19 protein-coding genes are annotated in these 23,115 nt (G+C 56.8%); 17 read left to right on the top strand and 2 right to left on the bottom strand.

The features are described from left to right. Positions 1–204 precede the first annotated feature (204 nt). From F1381_RS18175 to F1381_RS18200, 6 genes are all read left to right on the top strand, one after another. On the top strand, positions 205–1,221 hold the full coding sequence (locus F1381_RS18175) for an ABC transporter substrate-binding protein (protein WP_151736266.1): 1,017 nt from the start codon (positions 205–207) through the stop codon (positions 1,219–1,221). Between the two features lie 35 nt (positions 1,222–1,256). After that, positions 1,257–2,033 (top strand): ABC transporter ATP-binding protein, encoded by a 777-nt coding sequence (locus F1381_RS18180; RefSeq protein ID WP_151736464.1) that lies wholly within the window; start codon positions 1,257–1,259, stop codon positions 2,031–2,033. A gap of 1 nt (position 2,034) precedes the next feature. Continuing rightward, complete coding sequence (locus F1381_RS18185; RefSeq protein WP_151736267.1) at positions 2,035–2,871, top strand: ABC transporter permease; 837 nt, start codon at positions 2,035–2,037, stop codon at positions 2,869–2,871. 95 nt (positions 2,872–2,966) lie between these two features. Next, on the top strand, positions 2,967–3,956 hold the full coding sequence (locus F1381_RS18190; protein WP_151736268.1) for an aromatic acid exporter family protein: 990 nt from the start codon (positions 2,967–2,969) through the stop codon (positions 3,954–3,956). 176 nt (positions 3,957–4,132) lie between these two features. Next, on the top strand, positions 4,133–5,158 hold the full coding sequence (locus F1381_RS18195; RefSeq protein ID WP_246188095.1) for an HD-GYP domain-containing protein: 1,026 nt from the start codon (positions 4,133–4,135) through the stop codon (positions 5,156–5,158). Between the two features lie 258 nt (positions 5,159–5,416). Then, complete coding sequence (locus tag F1381_RS18200) at positions 5,417–5,974, top strand: outer spore coat protein CotE (RefSeq protein WP_151736269.1); 558 nt, start codon at positions 5,417–5,419, stop codon at positions 5,972–5,974. 626 nt (positions 5,975–6,600) lie between these two features. Here F1381_RS18200 and F1381_RS29115 read toward each other — a convergent pair. Beyond that, positions 6,601–6,732: a hypothetical protein gene (locus F1381_RS29115; RefSeq protein ID WP_281349933.1), complete on the bottom strand. Its 132-nt coding sequence runs from the start codon at positions 6,730–6,732 to the stop codon at positions 6,601–6,603. Here F1381_RS29115 and F1381_RS18205 point away from each other — a divergent pair. Further along, a complete protein-coding gene (locus tag F1381_RS18205) occupies positions 6,731–7,507 on the top strand; it encodes a putative amidoligase domain-containing protein (RefSeq protein ID WP_246188104.1) in 777 nt (258 codons plus the stop codon). The two genes, F1381_RS29115 and F1381_RS18205, sit on opposite strands and share 2 nt — an antisense overlap. On the opposite strand, the gene F1381_RS18210 is transcribed toward F1381_RS18205, so the two are convergent. Further along, positions 7,504–8,310 carry a GNAT family N-acetyltransferase gene (locus F1381_RS18210; RefSeq protein ID WP_187355440.1) on the bottom strand — a complete coding sequence of 269 codons (807 nt, stop codon included), beginning with the start codon at positions 8,308–8,310 and terminating at the stop codon, positions 7,504–7,506. The two genes, F1381_RS18205 and F1381_RS18210, sit on opposite strands and share 4 nt — an antisense overlap. A gap of 196 nt (positions 8,311–8,506) precedes the next feature. Between F1381_RS18210 and mutS the strand changes: the two genes are divergently transcribed. From mutS to hflX, 10 genes are all read left to right on the top strand, one after another. Beyond that, positions 8,507–11,353 (top strand): DNA mismatch repair protein MutS, encoded by a 2,847-nt coding sequence (mutS, locus tag F1381_RS18215; protein ID WP_151736272.1) that lies wholly within the window; start codon positions 8,507–8,509, stop codon positions 11,351–11,353. A gap of 339 nt (positions 11,354–11,692) precedes the next feature. Continuing rightward, positions 11,693–13,717: a DNA mismatch repair endonuclease MutL gene (gene mutL / locus F1381_RS18220; RefSeq protein ID WP_151736273.1), complete on the top strand. Its 2,025-nt coding sequence runs from the start codon at positions 11,693–11,695 to the stop codon at positions 13,715–13,717. A 90-nt stretch (positions 13,718–13,807) separates the two neighbouring features. Continuing rightward, a complete protein-coding gene (locus F1381_RS18225) occupies positions 13,808–14,581 on the top strand; it encodes a class I SAM-dependent methyltransferase (RefSeq protein ID WP_151736274.1) in 774 nt (257 codons plus the stop codon). Next, positions 14,578–15,525, top strand: coding sequence for a tRNA (adenosine(37)-N6)-dimethylallyltransferase MiaA (gene miaA / locus F1381_RS18230; RefSeq protein WP_151736275.1), 948 nt, complete (start codon positions 14,578–14,580; stop codon positions 15,523–15,525). The genes F1381_RS18225 and miaA overlap by 4 nt, the downstream gene beginning before the upstream one ends. A 275-nt stretch (positions 15,526–15,800) precedes the next feature. Further along, positions 15,801–16,040 carry an RNA chaperone Hfq gene (gene hfq, locus F1381_RS18235; protein ID WP_151736276.1) on the top strand — a complete coding sequence of 80 codons (240 nt, stop codon included), beginning with the start codon at positions 15,801–15,803 and terminating at the stop codon, positions 16,038–16,040. A gap of 140 nt (positions 16,041–16,180) precedes the next feature. After that, positions 16,181–18,829 (top strand): PBP1A family penicillin-binding protein, encoded by a 2,649-nt coding sequence (locus F1381_RS18240; RefSeq protein ID WP_151736277.1) that lies wholly within the window; start codon positions 16,181–16,183, stop codon positions 18,827–18,829. Positions 18,830–19,056: 227 nt separating this feature from the next. Continuing rightward, a complete protein-coding gene (locus F1381_RS18245) occupies positions 19,057–19,611 on the top strand; it encodes a ribonuclease FAU-1 family protein (protein WP_151736278.1) in 555 nt (184 codons plus the stop codon). Positions 19,612–19,613: 2 nt separating this feature from the next. Beyond that, on the top strand, positions 19,614–20,273 hold the full coding sequence (locus F1381_RS18250) for a YdcF family protein (protein WP_151736279.1): 660 nt from the start codon (positions 19,614–19,616) through the stop codon (positions 20,271–20,273). Between the two features lie 227 nt (positions 20,274–20,500). Further along, the gene (locus tag F1381_RS18255; RefSeq protein WP_151736280.1) at positions 20,501–21,430 is read left to right on the top strand and encodes an AAA family ATPase; all 930 of its coding nucleotides are present in this window, start codon (positions 20,501–20,503) and stop codon (positions 21,428–21,430) included. A 290-nt stretch (positions 21,431–21,720) separates the two neighbouring features. Beyond that, a complete protein-coding gene (hflX, locus tag F1381_RS18260) occupies positions 21,721–23,010 on the top strand; it encodes a GTPase HflX (RefSeq protein WP_151736281.1) in 1,290 nt (429 codons plus the stop codon). Positions 23,011–23,115: the final 105 nt, after the last annotated feature.

A 23,115-nucleotide genomic window follows, 5' to 3' on the forward strand; every position in this document is an offset into this window, starting at 1 on the left:
CTCTTATTTTCATTAATTTATTTACTTATTCAGCTCTATGGAACGTGTATATAGTTCGAATGCCTGGTTACAGTGCGCGGGAAAGGCATAATTCCGCTTAATTATCCATGCAAACGGTTCGGCAGCCTTCCTGTTAACATTTCTCTGGGCCGGTGCATATGCTGCAAGCAAGGGCGCAAGACCCGGATGAAAGGAGAAATCAGAATGAATAGGAGAAAAAAGCCGCTGCTGCTCTGCTGCCTCATTGCCTTGGGTTTGACCGTCCTTGCCGGATGCGGCAACGATTCTGCCAAGTTAAAGGTGAAGATCGGCGAAGTGACCCGTTCGGTCTTTTACGCGCCGGAATATGTGGCTCTGTCGCAAAATTTCTTTAAGGAAGAAGGCCTAGATGTTGAACTGCAAACCATCCCGGGCGGCGACAAAACGATGACTGCACTGCTATCGGGAGCGATCGATGTCGCATTGGTCGGATCGGAGACCTCCGTGTACGTATACCAGCAGGGAACGGATGACGCTGTTATCAATTTCGCCCAACTCACCCAGCGGGACGGGACATTCTTATTCGGGCGCGAGGCAGACAGCAGCTTCGATTGGGAGAAGCTGAAGGGCTCAAGCTACCTTGGCCAAAGAAAAGGCGGAATGCCCCAGATGGCTGGCGCATTCGCGATGAAGCAAAAGGGCATCGATACCGAGAAGGATCTTACGCTAATCCAAAACATTGACTTTGCGAACATTGCCGGTGCCTTTGCTTCCGGTACAGGCGACTATGTGCAGCTGTTCGAACCACAGGCTTCCATCTTTGAAAGTGAAGGCCGCGGGGCGGTCGTGGCTTCCTTCGGTGTGGAGAGCGGATATTTGCCGTATACGGTATTTATGGCCAAGGAAAGCTTTATCGGCCGCAACAAAGAAACCGTGCAGAAATTCACGAACGCGATCCAGCGGGCGCAGCTGTGGGTTAAAGCTCATAGTCCGGAAGAAATAGCCGACGCGGTGCTGCCTTATTTCGAGAATACCGACCGTGCGATCGTGGTGTCCGCAATCAAACGTTACAAAGAGCAGGATACGTATGCTGGGAATCCCGTCATCGACGAGAAGGAATGGAACAATCTGCTGGATGTAATGGAGAATGCGGGGGAACTGAAGGAACGTGTACCGCTCACAGATATCGTGGATAACAGCTTTGCGGAAAAAGCGGAGGAAACGGTCAAATCGGGCGAGTAGGCCGTATGCCGACCATACATGGGGAGGAGATCAAGATGCTGCCGCTTGTGCAATTAAAGGGAGTGACGCATGCCTATCTGGGCGACCGCGAGGCTATGCTGGCCATTGAGGATCTGCACCTCACCGTGGACAAAGGCGAGTTCGTCAGTCTGGTCGGACCCAGCGGCTGCGGCAAAACTACACTGCTGTCCATCATCTCCGGCCTGCTCCAGCCTTCCCGCGGAGAAGTGTATGTAGGAGGACATCCTGTTTCCGAACCCTCCGCCGAGATCGGGTATATGCTGCAGCAGGATTACCTGCTTCCCTGGAGGACGATTCTGAACAACGCTTTGCTCGGACTTGAGCTGACGGGCAGTTTGAATGACGAGACGCGCCGGCATACGCTGAGCCTGCTGAAGGAGCTGGGTCTGGAGGGGAAAGAGGAGGCCTTCCCGTCCGAGCTCTCCGGCGGGATGCGCCAGCGGGTAGCCCTCGTGCGGACGCTGGCCACCGGGCCGAAGCTGCTGCTGCTCGATGAGCCGTTCTCGGCGCTGGATTACCAAATCAAGCTGCAGCTGGAGGATCTGGTGGCGGAGACGCTGCTGCGCCGGGGAACAACGGCAATTCTGGTGACGCACGATCTGGCTGAAGCCATTGCCGTCAGCAGCCGGGTCATTCTGCTGCAGCCGAATCCCGGCAGGGTCCGCCGCATCTTTACCGTACCGGAAGCTATCCGCAGTGCACCGCCGCTGTATGCGCGGGATCTGCCGGGCTTCGCGGAGCTTTTTCATACCGTGTGGAAGGAAATGGAGATCGCCGGAAGGGAGGAATAATATGAAATCGGTAGAGCAAATTGAACTTGCCGTTTCCCGCAAGTTGTGGCTGGAGCAGAAGCATGAGGAATTCCGCAAAGCCAAGCTGCGCCGCACCAGCCGGGTTATGGCTGTACGCGCCCTTCTGCTGGTGTTTCTCTTTGCCCTGTGGGAGACGGCTGCGCGGGCAGGCTGGATTGATACGCTGCTGTTCAGTTCACCCGGCAGAGTCTTCCGGCATATATGGGCCGATCTGTCCGGGGGCAGTCTGTGGCCGCATCTGTCAGTGACAGTCGGGGAGACGATCATAGGATTCCTGCTCGGGACCCTGCTCGGGACCTTGCTGGCTGTCGTCATCTGGTGGTCGCCTTTTTTATCCGCGGTGCTCGATCCGTACATGGTTGTATTTAACAGCATGCCGAAAGTGGCGCTGGGCCCGATCTTCATCGTTATGTTCGGCGCAGGATTTACCGCGATCGTCATTACAACCTTATCGATTACTGTAATTATTACGACACTGGTGGTCTATAACAGCTTTTGCAGCGTTGATCCGAATTTGGTAAAAGTGGTCCGCTCCTTCGGCGCTTCGCGCGTACAGGAATTCAATAAAGTGATTCTGCCGGCCTCTTTTCCCGCGATCGTCTCCACGCTGAAAGTCAATGTAGGTATGTCTTGGGTCGGCGTCATTGTCGGTGAGTTTCTCGTCGCCAAATCCGGTCTCGGATATTTGATTATTTACGGGTTCCAGGTATTTAACTTCACACTGGTCATGTCCAGTCTGCTCATTATTGCGGCCGTGGCGACGGCGATGTATCAGCTTGTGGTCTATGTGGAGAAACTGATTTTGTCGCGGCGGTGAGAAGAATGTCATATTGTGTCCTCCCGGAAAATCCTGTACCATGTCTATATCTTTACCTGTATCTTCGCATAACGTTTAAAGAGAGAGGTATTTACATGGGATTTCGGGTGATCAAAACAGCGGCCGCCACGCTGCTGTCGATTCTGCTGGCGGCGGCGGCTGGAATCCCCAGCGCGCAAAGCGCCGGACTGCTGGCCATCCTCGGGGTGGAGACGACGCGCAAAAGGAGTCTGCGCACCATAACGGCACGGTTCTCGGCCTCACTGGTGGGGCTCCTTTGCGGCGTTGTCCTGTTTTATCTGCTGGGCTTTCATTATTGGGTGCTGGGCCTGTATGTGTTGTTCGGCTTCCCGCTGATTGTGAAATCCGGCTTCAAGGAAGGCATTGTCACCAGTTCCGTCGTCGTCTTCCGCGTGTTCGGACAAGCCGAGCTTTCGCTGCATGTGCTGCTGCAGCAGATTGAGCTGCTCATTATCGGGTTAGGTTCGGCGGGCCTGGTCAACCTGATCTATATGCCCCAGGGCGGAAGCAAGCTTGCCGGTATCCGCAAGGAGGTGGACAATCAGTTCTCGGTTATTTTCAGGCAGATGGCGCGTACGCTGCGCGATCCCTCGCTGGTCTGGGACGGCAAGGAGCTGATTGCGGCAAACGATGCGATTCAGCGCGGGATAACGGCGGCTTCGCGGGAGATGGAGAACCACGTGATTCATCCGGACGAAGCATGGAACGTCTATTTTTACATGCGCAAGGAACAGCTGGAGTCCATACAAAACATGATGCAGTTGCTCTCCCAGGTGTACAGTCAGCTTCCGCACGGCGAGATGGTGGCCGAGCTGTTCGATCAGCTCAGCGGCGACGTGCTGGCCGAAGAATATACGGGGCGGACGGAGAAGCTTTTGGACCAACTGGAGCAGGAATTTCAGGAGATGGAGCTGCCGGGGACACGGGAGGAGTTCGAGGTGCGCTCGGCCATTCTGCAGCTGTGCCGGGAACTGGCGCTGTATCTCAAAATCGCCAAGCGGCACAAAGTTCCGGTGGAGGTCAAACCGGCCAGACGCAGCCTGCGGCTGTACGGACATGAATAAGACTATGGTTGGATAAGCGGCAAGGCCTATTTATTATCAGGCGTCTTCATACGATAACAAAGTAAAGGTGCTTATCAGCATTTTATAATTCGCAGAAGGCATCATTGAGTTAAGCAGCTTGCGTGCAGTCCCCAAATTGGCAGCGGTTCGCCTTTCGTGAATCTCTGCTCCGGCAGGTGAGGATAATCTACAACAACGAACAGTATATCGGTAAACAGCTTGCAGCCAATCTCTTTAACCAAAGCGGGGTATTTGTCCTGCCCGCCTACACCATACTCACGGCAGAGCATATCCGGCTGATTTCCCAGCATGGGATTCTTCTGGAAGAGCATGACGTGGTGCATCTGGACAATGCCGTCTACTATCAGTTGGCGGTGGATGAATGCACGGCTGCCATGGAACGGATTTTTAAACAGCTGCACTATACGAAGAGCCGCCGTCTGCCGATGTTTGAGCTGCGGGGTGAAGTTCTCCCGTTCATCCAGCAGGTCTCGGAGAAAAATGATTTCTTTGGCATTCTGGCTGCGCTGCAGTCCAAGGACGATTATACATACCGGCACAATGTCGCTGTCGGCATCCTGTCCACCCTGCTGGGGCGCTGGCTGAAGCTGAGGCCGGAAGAGCTCGGCTCGCTGACGATTGCCGCCACCCTGCATGATATCGGGAAAGTGATGATCCCCGCAGAGATCCTGGCCAAGAGCGGGGCGCTGACTCCGGAGGAGCATGCCCTGCTCAAGAAACATACCACTTACGGCTACGAAATGATCCGTGATACGGTTGGAACCTCCCATATGCAGGCACTGGTCGCGCTGCAGCATCATGAACGGATGGACGGGAGCGGCTATCCGTTTGGCGTACAGGGGCACCGGATTACTGACTTCAGCAAAATTGTCGCGGTATGCGATGTTTTTCATGCGATGACCTCGGACCGTAATCACCGTCCGGCTGCGCCTCTTTATGAGGTGCTGCGGCAGATGGAAGACGATGTCTTCGGTAAGCTCGACCCTTACATTTGCCGGGTGTTTATCGGTAAGCTGATGCAGTCGATGATAGGCAGCGATGTGCTTCTAAGCGACGGCAGGACGGGGAAAATCATTATGATCCCGGTTCACGACCCGCTGCGTCCGCTGGTGAACATCGGTGAGGATTTCATCGATCTGAGCCTTCGCCGCGATCTCGGGGTCGTGAAGGTGATTCCGTAATGCGGTGCTAAAAGAGAAATAGAATCAGGACCTCCGCTTTGTTAAGGCTCACGCCGGCGGGGGTCCTTTTTTGCTGGTACTGATGGTTAAGGCTCATGTGTTGAGGAGTTATTTCGCCTTGTAATTCATATCCGGCTTCCGCCTGAAATAAATATGAGGGTTCAGGGCTTACCCAAATAATTTCTACTCTAACAATCAACAAATGCCCAGAACCTGCATACACTTGATAGTGAATGATTGTATGGAGGAGGTTCAAAGATGTCATTAAGCCATAAACGTCAGACAAGAGAGATCATTACGAAGGCTGTTTGCGGCAAAGGTCGTAAGTTCTCTACAGCAACCCATACCGTGACTCCGCCACATCATCCGACGAGTATTCTGGGGGCCTGGATTATCAACCACCAGTACGAAGCGGTTGCCGCCGGGAACGGAATCGAAGTCATCGGGACCTATGATGTAAACATCTGGTATTCGTATGACAAAAACAAACAGACGGAGGTAGCCAAAGAAACGGTCTCCTATGTAGAGCTTATTCCGCTGTCCTATCTGGACCCGAGACACCGGGCTTCCACGGTGGAGGTCACTGCGGAGGCAACGCAGGAACCCAACTGTGTGGAAGCCGGAGTATCGCCGGGCGGCGGAAGTGTGACGCTCCGTGTGGAACGGGAATTCGAGGCGGAACTGGTGGCTGAGACCAAGGTCCGCGTGTATGTCAGCGATCAGAGCGACGATCCGGAAGACAAGGATTATGACTATGACAGCGAGAGCTTCGATTATGACGATCTGGACCCCGATGCCCTGGATGATGAGCTGTAGGAGGACGGTGCCGCCGCTTCATCGGGTGACTGCCTAAATGATAATACATTATATGTAGCGGGGGCGGCGGCGAGAGGGCGGATGCCCTCCTTTTTTGTAAAAATGTAAAGTTATTTTTGTTCCGTTAGGAGAGCGCTTATGAATGAGGGGCTGGAAGTATACCGAAGTCTGTCACCGGCCGGGCGGGAAGCCCGCTTACGGCGCAGCGGCTTGGCCGCCGAGCTCGCTTCCGTTCCTGCGGCAGCCTGTAGGCTGACCGGCCTGAGTACATATGGAGGCGGAACTGCAGAGCGCCATCGTCTGCGGTATTCGCTGCTGGTGTTTCAGCTGCAAGTGGTGGAAATCCGATCCTGGGGTATGGGGCGCGGGATGCAGGAACAGCTGGAGGGAAGACTGCGCGGGTACAGGCAGGAGGGCGCCGGCCGGCCGGCTCTGTTGGCTGGCGATGCTGCTGCACAGCCCGCAGCTGCTCCAGATGCAGGCGGGCCCGGCCCGGCTCGACCTGCCGAACCGGAGCGGCGGAGCGGCGGAGCCGCCGAACGCCTGGCGTCGACCGCCGTGCGCGCGCTGCAGGCGCTTGGGCTCGACAGCGGGGAAGTGCGGCTGGCGGCTCTGGGTGAGCGCCGCTATACGGTGGAAGCGGTGCAGCCCCTGGCGGCGGACAGGCCGCTGCCGCCGCCTTGCCGCGCGGAAGAGCGGCGGCTCGCCCGCGCGCTTGCCGGAGAGCAGCCCGGCCGCCCGGGGCTGCTTATGGGCATGGACCCGGAGTTCCTCCTGCTCCGGGAGGATACGGGCCGCGTCGTGCCGGCGGCGCGGTTCCTGCCCACGGACGGCGTCGCTGGGTGCGACGCCGGACCTGCGGGAACGCGCGGCGCGTTCCCGGTCGCCGAGCTGCGCCCGGCGCCGCGCGGCACGCCGCGGGCGCTGCTGGCGCAGCTAATGTCCGCCGCGGCCACGGCGGACCGGCGCATCGCCGACCGCACGCTGGCGTGGCGGGCGGGGGGCATGCCGCTGCCGGGCTGGGCGCTCGGCGGCCACCTGCACTTCAGCGGCGTAGCCCTGACAGCGCCGCTCCTGCGGGCGCTCGACAACTATCTCGCGCTGCCGCTGCTGCTGCTGGAGGACGGCCGGGCGGCGGGCCGGCGTCCGCATTACGGGACGCTCGGCGATTTCCGCCGCCAGCCGCACGGCGGCTTCGAATACCGGACGCTGCCGAGCTTCCTGGTGTCGCCGCTGATCGCCCGGGGCGCCGTGTATCTGGCCCACCTGATCGCCAGCCGCTATGAAGAGCTGCCGGACCGGCCGCTCGACCGCGATGACCTGCACACCGCATTCTACAGCGGTGATAGAACGCTGCTGCGCCCCGAGATTCCGCCGCTGATCGCCCGGCTGCGCAGGCTGGAGGGCTATGCGGAAGCTGCAGGGAGCATCGAGCCGCTGTTCCGGCTGATTTCCGAGGGGCGTACCTGGGATGAAACGCGAAATATCCGGCCGCTGTGGAGCGCCCGGACCTTGTCTGTGAAGCAGCTCTAATGCTGAAGGTACATCATCCGCCAGGAGCCGATCCGGCGGAAGCCGAGATGCTCATAGAGCTCTGCCGCTTTGGGATTATCGTAGAACAGGCAGAGCGACTTCCCTTCCGCCAGCAGGTCGCTGCAGAGCTGTGCCACCAGGCTGCGGGCCAGTCCCTGCTTACGGTAATCCGGATGAGTGGCAACGCCGACAATCATCGCGGACAGCGAATTCTCCGCCGATGTAGAGGCGCAGGCAATGACCTTGCCGTCCCGCTCCGCATAATAGGTGCGCCCGGTACCGCTCTGCAGCGACTGGCGCAGGCCCGTTCGCATGCCGCCGCCGCTGCCGGCGAACTCTTCAATGATATCTGTCAGGGCACAGATGGCTTCGACATCGTCAATGCCGGCCTTTTTTACCGTAATCTGGGTGTTCCTGCAGGCCTGTCCGACTTCCTCCGTCATGGCGGCAAGCTCAGAGAAATGCATCTGCTTCTGCAGGCGGAAGTTAAACTGGCCGCGGAAGGCTTCCGCCACCTGTGCCGAGCCGGAGATCATCTCGGCTTTCGTGTTGGCTCCGATCAAAGCGGCAAACCCTTCTACATTGAAAGGTCCGCGCGCGTAAGGCAAATAACTGCTGTAATAGCGCAGCAGCACCGCCTTCAGCGGGCCGTCTTCGCCCTCCGTCTCCCCCCATACCTCCATAAACTCCTGACTAAAGCCGTAATTCTCCACATCCCCGATCAGAAACAAATTCAGCGCCGCTTCCGCACCGAGAAACGACAAGACCGCTTCGCGGTCCGCTTCTGCCAGCTTACGGATCATAGGTGCCACCTCCATACACATTATGTATAATTGCCTTTTGCCATTGTACCTCATGCCGCCGGAATTGGATATCGGGCCGGTCTGTTTTCATCTGCCCTGCCGGCGCCGGAATTGCCAGACCCTTAATGTGGGTAACGATACTGTCCAAGTTTCTGCTATAATAGATAGCACTTAGTGATAGTCTTGGAGGTTAACGATGGCTAAATATACGCCGATGATAGAACAATACTTGAAGGTCAAGGAAGGGGCGCAGGATGCCTTCCTTTTTTTCCGGCTGGGCGATTTCTATGAAATGTTCTTTGATGATGCCATTCTCGCCTCCAAAGAGCTGGAGATAACATTAACCGGACGCGAAGGCGGCGGGGAGGAGCGCATTCCGATGTGCGGCGTCCCTTACCATTCGGCCGAGGGCTACATACAGCGGCTGATCGAGAAGGGCTACAAGGTCGCCATCTGCGAGCAGCTGGACGATCCCGCGGTCACCAAGGGCATGGTGCGGCGGGATATCGTGCGGGTGGTCACGCCCGGAACGGTCATGGACGGGAAGATTGCCGACAAGAGCAATAACTACCTGGTCTGCGTAACCGAAGAGGATGGCCTGCTGGCGCTGGCGGCCTGTGATTTGACGACTGGCGAGTTGTATGTCACCTCCGTGATGTCCAACCTGGAGTGGCTGCGCGACGAAATCGGTATTTACGAGCCGGCGGAGATTATCGGGGATGCCAGGCTGCTGGAGACGCTGCGCGCTGAAGCCTCGCTCCTGGCCAAGCCCGTGGTGTATACCCCGTGGGACAAGCGCGACGAGGAACAGGCCCGCCGCCAGTTCGGCGAAGCCGCCTGGGTGCGTCTGGAGCAGGAACGCGGACACTGTCTCTCGCTGCTGATCGCGTATCTCGGCGAAACGCAGCGCCGTTCCCTGGGCCAGCTGCGGCAGATTTCCCCGTATGAACCGGGGAATTATATGATTCTCGATCCGTTCACGCGGCGAAATCTGGAGCTGACTGAGACGGTGCGGGAGCGCGCCAAGAAGGGCTCCCTGCTGTGGCTGCTTGACCGTACCGAGACATCGATGGGCGGCCGGCTGCTCCGCCGCCGGATTGATAAGCCCCTGCTGCAGCGGGCACCGATTGAGCGGCGGCTTGAGGCCGTCGATTATCTGTATAACCAGTTTATCGTGCGCGAGGATGTGCGCGGAGCGCTGAAGGAGATTTACGATCTCGAGCGGCTGGTCGGCCGCATCGCCTTCGGCAGCGCCAACGGCCGGGACATGAATGCGCTGAAGCAGTCGCTTGCGCAGATTCCTGCCCTGAAGGAGCTGTGCCTGGCCTCCGGTTCTTCCACCCTGCGCGAAATCGGAACATCCATCGACGAATGCCCTGAAGTGCGCGAGGATATTGCGCTGGCCATTACGGAGGATCCGCCCGTTTCCGTACGCGACGGGGGCATTATCCGGGCGGGCTACCACGAACGGCTGGACGAGCTGCGGGAAGCCAGCAGCAGCGGCAAACGCTGGATTGCCGAGCTGGAAGCGAAGGAGCGGCAGGCCACGGGCATCAAGTCATTGAAGATCGGCTACAACAAGGTGTTCGGCTATTATATAGAAGTAACCCGTTCGAACCTTGCGGCCTTGCCGGAAGGCCGGTATGAGCGCAAGCAGACGCTGGCGAATGCCGAGCGCTTCGTGACGCCGGAGCTGAAGGAGAAGGAAGCACTGATCCTGGAAGCGCAGGACAAAATGACCGACCTGGAGTACAGTCTGTTCACCGAGCTGCGCGAGCGGATCAGCGCGCAGATTCCGCGCCTGCAGGCTCTGGCCGAGAAGGTGGCCGAGATCGATGTGTACCAGAGTCTGGCGGCGGTCAGCGCCGAGCACCGCTTCGTGAAGCCGAAGCTGTCCGACGGCTATGATCTGCGGCTTACGGGCGGCCGGCATCCTGTGGTCGAGGCCGTGCTGAAAGATACGGCTTTTATCGCCAATGGTACAGCTCTGGGCCGTGAGGAAGGCAATATTCTGCTCATCACCGGCCCGAATATGGCCGGGAAGAGCACCTATATGCGCCAGGTCGCCCTGATCTGCATTCTGGCGCAGATCGGCTGCTTCGTTCCGGCGGCCAGTGCGGAAGTGCCGCTGATCGACCGGATCTTCACGCGGATCGGCGCGGCTGACGACCTGATCGGCGGCCAGAGCACCTTCATGGTGGAGATGGCCGACATTCAGGTCATGACCGAGAAAGCGACCGCGCGCAGCCTGATTATCATTGATGAGCTGGGCCGCGGCACCTCCACCAGCGAGGGAATGGCCATTGCCCAGGCCGTTATCGAATATGTGCATGATACGATTGCCTGCAAGGCGCTGGTCTCTACGCATTTCCATGAGCTGGCGCATCTGGAGCAGAGTCTGCAGGGCCTCAGGAACTATTCCATGGCTGTTCAGGAGAGCGGCGACAAGGTCAATTTCCTGCGCAAGCTGGTACCGGGTGCGGCTGACAGCAGTTACGGCATCTATTGCGCCCGGCTGGCGGGACTGCCGGAGGGCATAATCGACCGGGCATATACGCTCTTGCAGGGCATCGAGCAGGCATCCGCTGTGGCGCCTGTGCCGCATGCGGGCGGCAGGGATGAGGGCAGCGGCGGGTCAGTTCCGTCTGCGGACGGCAGCCCTGCTTCGGGCGGCGGCCAACCAGCGGATCAATCAGCCGGAAACGAAGCGGATTACCCTAGCAGCAGCCATTCGGGCGGACCAAACGCCGCCGGGGCGGCTGCCGTGCACGAGAACGCGTCCCCGGCAGCGGCAGCAGCAGCTGCTTATGCGCAAACCGCAGTCTCCCTCGCCGAAGCGGACCAGGAAGTCGTCCAGCTGTCCATCTTCGGCGAGGAAGAGCCGCGCAAAGGCCGCCGGCAGGCTGCCGGGGCGCAGGCACCGCTTGCACCGGTCGTTAAAGAGCTGATCGCCGCCGTACAGGACGCGGATCTGATGAATATGACTCCGTTGCAGGCGATGGGGCTGCTCAATGAGCTGAAGCTTAAGGCCAAAGGTCTGTAAGCAGCGGGTCATTCACGCTGAATTTGGATGTACTCTTGTACTGGCGGACCCCAGCACCGTTATTTTGTGGAATAGCCGGATTTTGCTGCCGGAACGGACACAGCTGCGCTTATTTCTTTTACCAAAGGCAAGTTTTGTCGTGATTTGTTCGAAATAACGGCAATGGGGTCCGTAACGGCTGCAAACCTTACGATAAGCAGGAATAAGTGCACTTAGGTCCGTTAGCCCTTTGGTTACTGCCCAAATCTCCATGTAGGTATAATATAATGATTCTACTCTGTAACTATTATCGGTATTGACGCTGTTGGTTCCATAAGCCAAGTAAATGAGGTGAACAATATGGCTAAAATTCATGTGCTGGACGAGCACATTGCCAACCAGATCGCTGCCGGTGAGGTGGTGGAGCGTCCGGCTTCCGTCGTCAAAGAGTTGGTGGAGAACGCGATCGATGCCGGCAGTACGCGGATCGAGGTGACGGTGGAGGAAGGCGGGCTGCAGAGCATCCGCGTCAAGGACAACGGCTCGGGCATCGAGCCTGAGGATTGCGAGACTGCCTTTTACCGCCATGCGACTAGCAAAATTGCCAATGGACGCGATCTGTTCCAGATCACGAGCTTGGGCTTCCGGGGCGAGGCGCTGCCCAGTATTGCCTCTGTCTCCAAGCTCACCCTGCTGACGGCCAGCGCCGACGACGGCAAAGGCCGGGTGGTTGAGATCGAAGGGGGCAAGCTGATCCGCAGTGAGGATGCGCCCTCCGGCCAGGGCAGCGAGCTGACGGTACGCGAGCTGTTCTACAATACACCGGCCCGGCTGAAATATATGAAGAGCATTCAAACCGAGCTGGGCCATATCTCTGACGCGATGTACCGGATGGCGCTGGCCCATCCGGATATCTCGTTTACGCTGCAGCATAACGGGAACCAGCTCCTGCATACCCTCGGCAACGGGGATCTGCTGCAGGTCATCGCGGCGGTGTATGGCACCTCCGCCGCGAAGGCGATGCTGCCGGTCAAAGCGGAAGACCCGGATTATCATATCTCCGGCTATATCAGCCGGCCGGAGTGGACCCGCTCGAACCGCAACGGGGTTACGACGATTGTCGGCGGGCGGTATATACGCAGCAACGGCCTGAACGCGGCGATTATGCGGGCTTATCATACCCTGCTGCCGATTAACCGTTATCCGCTGCTGGTGCTGCGGCTGGACATGCATCCGTCGCTCGTCGATGTCAATGTTCATCCGGCCAAGCTGGAGGTGCGGTTCAGCAAGGAGCCTGAGCTGTATTCCTTTGTGGAGCAGGAGCTGCGCAAGGTGCTGCTCGGGGAGAACCTGATCCCCCGGCCGACGAGGGAGGTCATCGGGGGCAAGAACAGCGGCGCCTTCATCCAGGAGCAGTTTGCCTTCCCCAAACCGCAGCCATCAGATGCGCCGGGAACGCCTGCCGCCGAGGCTCCGCACGGCGGCTCACCGCTCGCCGATCCCCGCACGGGGATCGGCAGCGGAGCAGGCGGCCCGGTCCGCTCCGGCGGGGCGGACCCCCGGCCCGGCGCACCGGCCGCTCCGCCGGCCGCGGCGCTGCTGTCGCCTGCGGCGGCTCCGGCCCAGCCGTTGCCGCCGCAGATCAGAGAGGCAGCGTCCGGCTACGCTGCCTACCAGCCGCCGGCCCGCGCGGACAGCGCCGGCGGCTACCGCGGGAGTGCCCCGGCTGCAGCCGGCCGGGGCGGGTATCCCTCGCCGGAAGTGCTGTACGCGCCTTCCGGCAGCCTGGAGCCGGGACTGCCGCAGTTCCCGGAGCTGAACTATATCGGCCAGCATCACGGCACCTATATTATCGCCCAGAATGACAGCGGGCTGTATCTGATCGATCAGCACGCAGCGCATGAGCGGATTAATTATGAATATTACTACGAGAAGTTCGGACAGCCGGCGGATGCCTCGCAGGAGCTGCTGCTGCCGATTACGCTGGAATTTACACCTTCGGAGAGCCGCCAGCTCAGTGAACGGTTGCACTGGTTCGAGCAGGCAGGCGTGTACCTCGAACATTTCGGGGGACAGACGTTTCTGGTCCGCTCCCTGCCTTACTGGTTCCCGGAAGGCGACGAGAAGGCGATTGTGGAAGAAATGGCGGAATGGGTGCTCAGCGAGCGGATGATCGACCTGGCGAAGCTGCGCGAGAAGTCATCCATTCTCTGCTCCTGCAAGGCATCGATTAAAGCCAACCAGAAGCTGACCGAGCAGGAAGTGTCTGCACTGCTTACCAGACTTGCCGCATGCCGTCAGCCGTATACCTGCCCGCACGGGCGGCCGATTGTCGTCTCCTTCTCCGCCTATGATCTGGAGAAGCTGTTTAAGCGCGTCATGTAATGACGATGCTGAGTATTTGGCAGCCCGTGATCAGCCAATCATTAAAAATGTATATCATCACAGCAAACGTGTGTACTGAACGGAGGCATCATGATTATAACGACGGGCTTTGACCCGACACCCGAGAACGAAGCGCGCGCCCTGCGTTTCGCGGAGCATACCGGAGCCATGTATGTATCCAGAGGCAGATGTTCTCTGAACAAGCTGATGAAGCGCTATGAAGGCAGGGAAATATTGGTCGTGCTCCAGGAGACGGTGAGGCTGCTCGTTTCTGGCGCGGAGCCGCTGGAATTTCACCCCAGCATGGGTTTTGTCCGGGCCAAACGGATTCTCAAAGGCGAACCCGATCCGCTGATCGAGGCTGCCGGCATGGAGCCCGGGGACAGCGTGCTTGACTGCACGGCCGGGCTGGGCAGCGATTCCCTGCTCTTCGCCGTGTATGGCGGCGCAGGGTCGGAGATTACGGCGCTGGAAAGCTCTCTGCCGATCTATTCGCTGCTGTGTGCCGGAATGGACAGCTATGTTTCCGGTCTCGCCGAGGTGGACCATGCGCTGCGCCGCATCCGCGTGATGCACAGCGACCATCTTTCCTATCTGCGGGCACAGCCGGACAACAGCGTGGATGTTGTCTATTTCGACCCGATGTTCCGCTCGCCACTGACCGATTCGGCGGCGATATCGCCGCTCCGCCGGTTCGCGAATCCCGAAGCGCTGGCAGAAGGCAGCGTGGCTGAAGCGCTCCGGGTCGCCCGCAAGCGGGTAGTGCTGAAGGAGAAGGCGCAAAGCGGAGAATTCGCCCGGCTGGGCTTTACAGAACAAAAGCGCGGCAGCGCCAAAACATCGTACGGGGTGATCGAGCTTTGACCACAAAGAAACAAAAAGTGCTGGTGCTGCTGGGCCCGACCGCCGTCGGCAAAACCAGACTCAGCCTGGAGCTTGCGCGGGAATACAATGCCGAAATTATCTCGGGAGATTCCATGCAGGTCTACCGCGGAATGGATATCGGCACTGCCAAAATCCGGCCGGAAGAGATGAACGGTATCCCGCATCATCTGATTGACATCCATGACCCTGAGGAGCCGTATTCCGTGGCCGAATTCCAGGAGCAGGGCGGCCGGCTGATCGAGGAGATCAGCCGCCGCGGCAAGCTGCCGTTTATCGTCGGCGGCACCGGACTCTATATCGAGTCCCTGTGCTACGGTTTCCGCTTCTCCCCGGCAGTGGCCGATGAGGCCTTCCGGCAGGCGCAGGACGCCTTCGCCGAGGAGCATGGGGCGGAAGCGCTGCATGCGCGGCTGGCGGCCGTGGATCCGGAGAGCGCAGCCCGGCTGCACCCGAATGACCGCCGCCGGATTATCCGCGCGCTGGAAATACATCATCAGACTAAGGTTACGCTGTCGTCCACCCAGGCTGCCCAGAAGCGGGAGTCGCCTTATGAGCTGTGCCTGCTCGGCTTGACCATGGACCGGCAGATTCTGTACCGCAGGATCGAGGACCGGATCGATCAAATGCTGCACGAAGGGCTGATTGCCGAGGTGGAAGGCTTACTGCGCCGGGGCTGCAGCAGAGGCCTGGTATCCATGCAGGGCTTGGGCTATAAGGAGATCGCCACCTATCTGGAGGGGGAGATGACTTTAGAGGATGCAGTAACCCTGCTGAAACGCGACACCCGGCGGTTTGCCAAGCGGCAGCTGTCCTGGTTCCGGCATATGAAGGAGATTGAGTGGATCGGCGATTTTCAGGAGGCCCATTATCACCAGAATCTGCTGTTGATCCGTGAGATCATTTCCCGGAAGCTTAATCTTTAGCGCTGAGAAATTGCGTCTTTGTGCCGCAGATATCCTGCACCCATGAGCACACGCGGCTGCGCAAGATGACTCCGTTCCGAGATTGACGGAAAGGGCTCCAAAGATTTAACATAGAAAAAGAGGAGAACCCTTCAGCCCGCCGAATGTATAAGGAAGGGTCACCGCTTTCCTGAATTGCTCTGCATCTTGCAGCCATGGTATAATAGCAGGAAAGTTTCTCACAGGTCTTGAATATACTTTTGAACAATCTAATTGAACCATTGGGGGTACGTCATATGAACAAGTCCATTAACATCCAAGATACGTTCTTGAACCAGCTGCGCAAAGAGAATATCCCTGCAACAGTATATCTGACCAACGGATTTCAAATCCGGGGAATTATTAAAGCCTTTGACAATTTCACAATTGTCATAGACAGCGACGGGCGTCAGCAAATGGTGTACAAGCATGCGATTTCGACTTTTACGCCGCAGCGCAGCGTATCGCTGATGCAGGACAACGGCGGCGAGGAATAACATTTCTTTTTTTGGCTGCGAAACCTTTTTGCTTATAAATCGTTTGAATAGAGAGTGCGGAGAGCAACCTGCGAAGGTTGTTCTTTTCATTCGTGTACTTAATATTACAGAGAAGTTCCGAAAGGGAGTCAGGAGGAAGCATGGCCAGAGACGATATGTCCAGAAATAATCGGAATAGAACGAGATCTTCGAGCCCTGCAAATCCCAAAGGGAAACCGAAGAAGAACAAGAGGTTTTTGACGAAGAGGAAGGTGCTGTGGACGACGTTTTTTGCGATGGCGCTTGCCATTATCTGTGCATTGGGCGGTTATTTGTTCATCATGCTGAACGGGGAGAAGCTGCTGGATGCGAACAGGGATAAGCTGACCGTTAATCCGCCGACGCAAATTTTTGACCGGAATGCGAATCTGATTGCGGAGCTGTCGCTGGAGAAGAGCGATCCTGTGGACTATGAGGATATGCCGGAGCTGCTGGTCCAGGCTTTTATCGCCACGGAGGATAAACGGTTCTTAGAACACAAAGGAGTCGACTTCTGGTCGATCGGCCGGGCGGCGGTGAAGGACGTCATGGCCCGCAGCATGGTCGAGGGCGGCAGTACGATTACCCAGCAGCTGGCAAAGAACATCTTTTTGACCCGTGACAAGACATTCTTCCGGAAAGCGACGGAAATGTCCATTGCCATGGCGCTGGAGAATGAATTATCCAAAGAAGAGATCATCACGATGTACCTGAACCGGATCAACTTCGGAGGTACAACCTACGGAATCAAAGCGGCCTCCATCCGTTATTTCGGCAAGAGCGATCTGAAGGATTTGAAGTTATGGGAAATGGCAACCTTGGCGGCGATGCCGAAAGGTCCGTCCCGCTACAATCCGGCGCGCAATCCCGAGCTGTCCAAGGAACGCCGCGGCGTAGTCCTGCAGCTGATGTACGATCAGGGGATCATCACCGAGCAGGAGATGAATGAGGCTAAGGCGGTAGATTACAGTTATAAGCAGCCGGAGAGCAAGCAGAAGTACCAGGCATTTATTGATTTTGCCATCGATGAAGCGGAAGACAAGTTCGGCTTGTCGGAAGATGATCTGAACATCGGCGGTTACAAAATCTATACAACAATGGATAAGCATGCCCAGGAGACGGTAGAGGCAGCATTTGCCGACAGCGATAATTTTGAAGAAAGCGTCGACGAGGAGCTGGTACAGGGCTCGATGACGATTATTAACCAGGAGAACGGCAGCATTGTGGCATTGATGGGCGGACGCAATTATGAGAAAAAAGGCTTCAGCCGTGTCAATGACAGCCGCCGCTCGCCGGGTTCGTCCTTTAAGCCGATCGTGGCCTATGCGCCGGCCCTGGAATCGGGCAAATTTAACAGCTCTTCCATGCTCAGCAACGAAAAGCAGTGCTTCGGCAATTATTGCCCGAGCAATCTGCACGGGTATTCCAATACGATCAGCATGAGCGCCGCCATTACGAAGTCGGAGAACATTCCGGCGGTATGGCTGCTTAATGAAATCGGTGTAAATACCGGATTCCAGTTCGCCAAATCGCTCGGCATCTCGCTCAGCGACGAGGACAAGAACCTTTCGCTGGCCCTCGGCGGGATGAGCAAGGGGACGAACACGCTGGAAATGGCCCAGGCCTATACGGCATTCGCCAACGGCGGCGAGCTGCGGGAGGCCTATTCGATCAAATTGATCGAGAACAGTGACGGGGAGACGGTCTACAAGGCCAATACAACCCCTGAGCGCGTGATGAGCGAGGATACAGCTTATCAGATGACACAGATGATGCAAGAAGTAGTAACGGAGGGTACCGGCAAAAAAGCCAAAATCAGCCGTCCGGTCGCCGGCAAGACCGGTACTACCCAGAGCGGCTACGAGGGCATCAGCTATAACCGTGATGTCTGGTTCGTCGGCTATACACCGGAATGGACAGCGGCGGTATGGATGGGCTACGACAAGCCGAGCAAGACGCATCTGCTCAAGAACAGCAGTCCGCTGGCCGCAGCCTTCTGGGGCAAGGTTATGGAAGAAGCGCTGGAAGGCGTTCCGGCCAAGACCTTCCCGCAGCCGGAGAGTGCGGTAGTCAATGAGCCGACGGAGACGCCGGAGGCTGTGCAGCCGGTGAGCGGTCTGAACGCATCCTATGATGCGTCGACACTGACCGTCAACCTCAGCTGGCAGGCAGTTCCGGGCGATGGCGCGGAATACAGAGTGTACCGCCGGGAAACTTCGGAGGAGGAATACAGCCAGCTGCTGAATACGCAGGATACCGCCATTGGAGATATCAGCGCCATGCCGGGTCTCACTTACGAGTATTATGTGACGGCTTATTATCCGGAACTGGACGAAGAAAGTGATCCTTCCTCCACCGTTTCCGTCTATGTGGAGGACGAAGCGCCTCCGACCGAAGAACCGGTGGAGTCGATGACTCCGGTGCCGACGGATGACGGAAGCAACGGCTGGATTGATGACCCGGGCAGTGACTGGAATAACGGAAATGGCAATGGAAATGGCAATGGAAATGGTAACGGAAACGGAAACGGCAATGGTAACGGAAACGGAAATGGAAATGGCAACGGTAATGGCAATGGTAATGGAAACGGCAACGGTGGCGGAGGCGGCAATAACGGAGAAGTAACTCCGACACAGCCGCCGGCCACTCCGCAGCCTATCCAGGAGCCGGCGGCCACTCCGGCAGCCACAGAAGCTGTTCCCGGCGGAGGTCCTGCAGTGACGGCTGATCCTGCGGCTGCCGGCGCTGTTACGGATGTAACGTCACCGTAGTGACGAATGAGGTCTATAGATTTAATAAACGGTTCTTCTGTTGCTTCGGCACCGGAAGAACCGTTTTTATTTATATAACGCATTTCCGTCATTGTTTCCCGAACTGCTAAACTTGTGCCTTTTTCCTGTGCTCAATTGTACACCAAAGCAAGTTCTTAAACGATGTTTTGAGTGTCTCTCCTAAATATGTTAAGCTGGAGACACCATTTGTTGAGAGGGAAATCTATATGAAACGTAAATTCGGAGACCGGGCCAACTGGCGACGGATTACGCGCCGTCATTTTGCCTGCCGTTATGTGGAGACCCGGGAGTTCAGCGGTTATATTACGCTGTATACGATCTACGGGCTGAAGGAGCCGCTGTGGAAGAGCTACGGCCGGCACACCTACCGCATTGCGGATAAGGGCTATTCCTGGCTGCAGTACTTCCCTAAAGACAGTAACTACATTGTGACGGCTATGTTCGATGACCGGCAGAATATCGTCCAGTGGTATATCGACACCTGCAAGGTGCAGGGGGTTACCGATCAGGGCGTACCCTGGTTCGACGATCTGTACCTCGACGTAGTAGTGCTGTGGAACGGGGAGGTATTCCTGCTAGACGAGGATGAGCTGGAAGAAGCGCTGGAACGGGAAGACATTACAGAGAACGAATACCAGCTGGCCTGGAAGACGGCAGATTCGGTATTGCGGAGCATCGATGCGCATGCGTTTCCTTATTTCTCACTCTCTTTAAAACACCGTGCCGAATTGTTTCATCACGGAGAATTCAGGAGGAAGTAAGAATGGATTGGTATGTGTATCAGAAAGATTCTTCCCCGATTCGCAGAATGTCGGGGAAGCGGCGCCGCTCGCGGCGCAAATATCTCCTGCTGACGATGCTGGCAGGGGTGCTGGCGGCTGGACTGCTCTGGGTCGCAGTCGTGTTCAACAACATTAACAGCGCTGCCACAGACTCACCGCTGCCTAAGGCAGACGCCGGGATCATACTGGGAATGTCAATGTGGGGCGATGAGCCCAGTCCGGGACTGCAGGAGCGCCTGAATTATGGCCTTGAGCTGTACCGTCAGGGCGCCTTCAGCAATTTCATTGTATCCGGCGGGCTGGACAGAGAGGATTACAAGTATACGGAAGCTGAGGGTATGCGCAATTATCTGGTAGCTCACGGAGTGCCTGAAGAAGTCATTCATCTGGATAACAAGTCTACCAGCACCTATGAGAACCTGCGCTTCAGCCAGAATATTATGCAAGAGGAAGGCTTCGCTTCCGCCATTGTTATCACGCATACTTTTCATGGCACGCGGGCGCTGGAAATGGCCGAACAACTCGGTTACCGGCAACCTGCTCTGGCCGTGACGGAGAGCCAGACGATGTCGATGCTCAAGTATAAATCCCGTGAAATTCTGGCTTATACCAAGTGGAAGCTGCAGCAGCCTTTTTTGTGAGAATGTGAGAGTTGAGCTTACCTGCGGCCTATTGAAGGCCGGGATGCCTGCTGATTTGTCCGGAATAATCTGAAACTGCTAATAACCGTAGTTCAACCGGAATAGATATAGAATATAGCGGAAGCAGGCAGCCCGTCCGGGCCAATCAATGCATGATCGCATTAATGGGCATGAGGTGATCCATATTGGAGGATAAGAAGAGGCAAATCACAATCAATGATGCACGAATGAATATAACCTTCAAAGCTCAAGATGAAGCGAAGCTTGTGGCCAGCGATATTGAACCCCGGTCCCCGTTCTCATCCCATCTGACCGATCCGATCAAGGATCTTTTTCATGAGCTTGATGAAATGGTGGGGCTTGAGAAAGTGAAGTCACTTATTTACGAGATCTACGCCTTGCTGCAGATTGAGAAGCTGCGCACCGAAGTTAATCTTAAAGCCAACACTCATGTATACCATATGGTGTTTAAGGGCAACCCCGGCACCGGGAAGACCACGGTCGCCCGAATTGTTGCTAAGCTATTCCAGCGGATGGGTGTCTTGAGTAAAGGCCATCTGATTGAGGTGGAGCGGGCTGATCTCGTGGGGGAATATATCGGTCACACAGCCCAGAAGACGCGGGATCTGGTCAAGAAAGCGCTGGGCGGTATCCTTTTTATTGATGAAGCTTACAGTCTTGCACGCGGCGGGGACAAGGATTTCGGCAAGGAGGCTATCGACTGTCTGGTCAAGATGATGGAGGACAAACACGAGGACCTCATTATCATTCTTGCCGGGTATCCGGACGAGATGGATATGCTGCTGGACTCGAATACCGGATTGCCGTCCAGGTTTCCCATTAAGATCGAATTCAGCGACTATACGGTTGACGAACTCGTCTTAATTGCAGCGAAGATGGCGGGTGAAAGGGACTACACGCTGACCAGTGAAACGATCGAGAAACTCAAATTAATTATTCTTGACGAAATTATTGATGAAACGGTGTTCAGCAACGCCCGTTTTGTACGCAATATCATAGAGAAATCGATCAGGCATCAGGCAGTCAGACTTATGGGCAGACCTATTAAACCGACCAGGCAAGAATTGATGACTATACTGCCCAGAGATATTCTGGAGGCGGATGAGATTCAGACGGTGAAGAGTGCAATATCATAAACCAAAGCCCCCGGATGGATGGCCTCTCCATGCGGGGGCTTTGTATTTTTCTATGCCGTGTGTACCTTGATGCCTTACTCAACGAGTAAACCCTCAGCCTATATTACATTTAAATCTTATGGTAGTATTATCATGGCAATGATTAGATCCCGATTCAGATAATGCGGACTTTGCACTTGGATATTATCGGCTGTCCAGGGGCATTGATAACAAAGACTTCAATAAGAACCGGGCGGTTATTTATGTACAGAGCTCATGGCTCTGCGCACGGCGGATAGGAGAATTTTACCATGTCATCAACTACCTATGACACAACCACCGAAATGAAAGACCGGGCGATTCTCGTCAGTCTGGTCACCGATAAAATTAAGCAGACGGGGATAGACCCGGAGTTGTCGCTGCAGGAATTAATCCAGCTGGCGGAAACTGCGGGTGTAGAGGTTCTGGATGTGCTGCGCCAGAATAAAGAGACACCGGACCCCAAATGGTTCATCGGCAAAGGCAAGGTGGAGGAGCTGCGTATGGCTGCCGAGGGTCTCGGGGCTAATACGGCCATCTTCGACCAGGAGCTGTCGGGGGCGCAGGTGCGCAACCTGGAGGAAAGTCTGGATCTGAAGATTATTGACCGCACCCAGCTGATTCTTGATATTTTCGCCGGCAGAGCCAAAACCCGGGAAGGGATTATCCAGGTAGAGCTGGCCCAGCTGACTTATCTGCTGCCGCGGTTATCGGGACAGGGCAAGAACCTCTCCCGGCTCGGCGGCGGCATCGGTACCCGCGGTCCCGGGGAAAGCAAGCTGGAGACGGACCGCCGGCATATCCGCGACCGGATCGGCGAATTGAAGCGGCAGCTCGACGATGTCGTCAAGACGCGCGAGCTGCACCGGGAACGGCGCCGCAAGAGCGGCACCGTCCAAGTGGCTCTGGTCGGTTATACCAATGCCGGGAAGTCCACCCTCCTTAAGCAGCTTACGGATGCCGATGTGTATATTGAGAACCAGCTATTCGCGACACTCGATCCGACCTCGCGAGTTCTTGAGCTGCCGGGCGGCAAGGAAGTCGTTCTAACCGATACAGTCGGCTTCATACAGAATTTGCCTCATGATCTGGTGGCGGCATTCCGGGCCACGCTGGAGGAAGTGAATGAAGCCACTCTTGTACTGCATGTGGTCGATGCTTCATCGCCGATGCGGGAGGAGCAGATGGAGGTTGTCGGAGCTATTCTCCAGGACCTCGGCGCGGCCGGCAAGCCGCAGATTGTCCTGTTCAATAAGTGCGACATCTGTACACCGGAACAGCTGCAGATGCTGCCCGGCGGACAGGGGTTCTTGAAGATCAGCGCGTTTCATCCTCAGGATCTGGAGCGTATCCGGCAGACCATTGCCGATGAGCTGGCCGGTGACACCTTGAAATTCCGGATTCCTGGTGAACGCGGTGAAGCAGCCGCCTTGCTCTATCAGGTGGGCGAAGTGCTCGAAACAGCTTATGAAGAGAACGATGTGCTATATACAGTACGTGTGAACAAAGAGGATTACGGCAAGTTGGGATACAAGCTGGCGGATTTCTTGGAGCAGCAGTAGTATCTGGAGTCCGCTGCCCATAGGCGAACGCGGTCCCGCAAAGCATCTTGTCCCCCGGCGCTGCCGGACGGTGCGGATGCTTGCGGGCCGAGTTTTGCCTGAGCG

Source organism: Paenibacillus tengchongensis (genome assembly GCF_008973665.1).
GTDB lineage: Bacteria > Bacillota > Bacilli > Paenibacillales > Paenibacillaceae > Paenibacillus_AQ > Paenibacillus_AQ tengchongensis.

Coding starts and splice junctions, on each gene's coding strand:
- F1381_RS18175 (WP_151736266.1), top strand. CDS start 205: ATGAATAGGAGAAAAAAGCCGCTGCTGCTCTGCTGCCTCATTGCCTTG.
- F1381_RS18180 (WP_151736464.1), top strand. CDS start 1,257: ATGCTGCCGCTTGTGCAATTAAAGGGAGTGACGCATGCCTATCTGGGC.
- F1381_RS18185 (WP_151736267.1), top strand. CDS start 2,035: ATGAAATCGGTAGAGCAAATTGAACTTGCCGTTTCCCGCAAGTTGTGG.
- F1381_RS18190 (WP_151736268.1), top strand. CDS start 2,967: ATGGGATTTCGGGTGATCAAAACAGCGGCCGCCACGCTGCTGTCGATT.
- F1381_RS18200 (WP_151736269.1), top strand. CDS start 5,417: ATGTCATTAAGCCATAAACGTCAGACAAGAGAGATCATTACGAAGGCT.
- F1381_RS18205 (WP_246188104.1), top strand. CDS start 6,731: ATGGACCCGGAGTTCCTCCTGCTCCGGGAGGATACGGGCCGCGTCGTG.
- F1381_RS29115 (WP_281349933.1), bottom strand. CDS start 6,732: ATGCCCATAAGCAGCCCCGGGCGGCCGGGCTGCTCTCCGGCAAGCGCG.
- F1381_RS18210 (WP_187355440.1), bottom strand. CDS start 8,310: ATGATCCGTAAGCTGGCAGAAGCGGACCGCGAAGCGGTCTTGTCGTTT.
- mutS (WP_151736272.1), top strand. CDS start 8,507: ATGGCTAAATATACGCCGATGATAGAACAATACTTGAAGGTCAAGGAA.
- mutL (WP_151736273.1), top strand. CDS start 11,693: ATGGCTAAAATTCATGTGCTGGACGAGCACATTGCCAACCAGATCGCT.
- F1381_RS18225 (WP_151736274.1), top strand. CDS start 13,808: ATGATTATAACGACGGGCTTTGACCCGACACCCGAGAACGAAGCGCGC.
- hfq (WP_151736276.1), top strand. CDS start 15,801: ATGAACAAGTCCATTAACATCCAAGATACGTTCTTGAACCAGCTGCGC.
- F1381_RS18240 (WP_151736277.1), top strand. CDS start 16,181: ATGGCCAGAGACGATATGTCCAGAAATAATCGGAATAGAACGAGATCT.
- F1381_RS18245 (WP_151736278.1), top strand. CDS start 19,057: ATGAAACGTAAATTCGGAGACCGGGCCAACTGGCGACGGATTACGCGC.
- F1381_RS18250 (WP_151736279.1), top strand. CDS start 19,614: ATGGATTGGTATGTGTATCAGAAAGATTCTTCCCCGATTCGCAGAATG.
- F1381_RS18255 (WP_151736280.1), top strand. CDS start 20,501: ATGAATATAACCTTCAAAGCTCAAGATGAAGCGAAGCTTGTGGCCAGC.
- hflX (WP_151736281.1), top strand. CDS start 21,721: ATGTCATCAACTACCTATGACACAACCACCGAAATGAAAGACCGGGCG.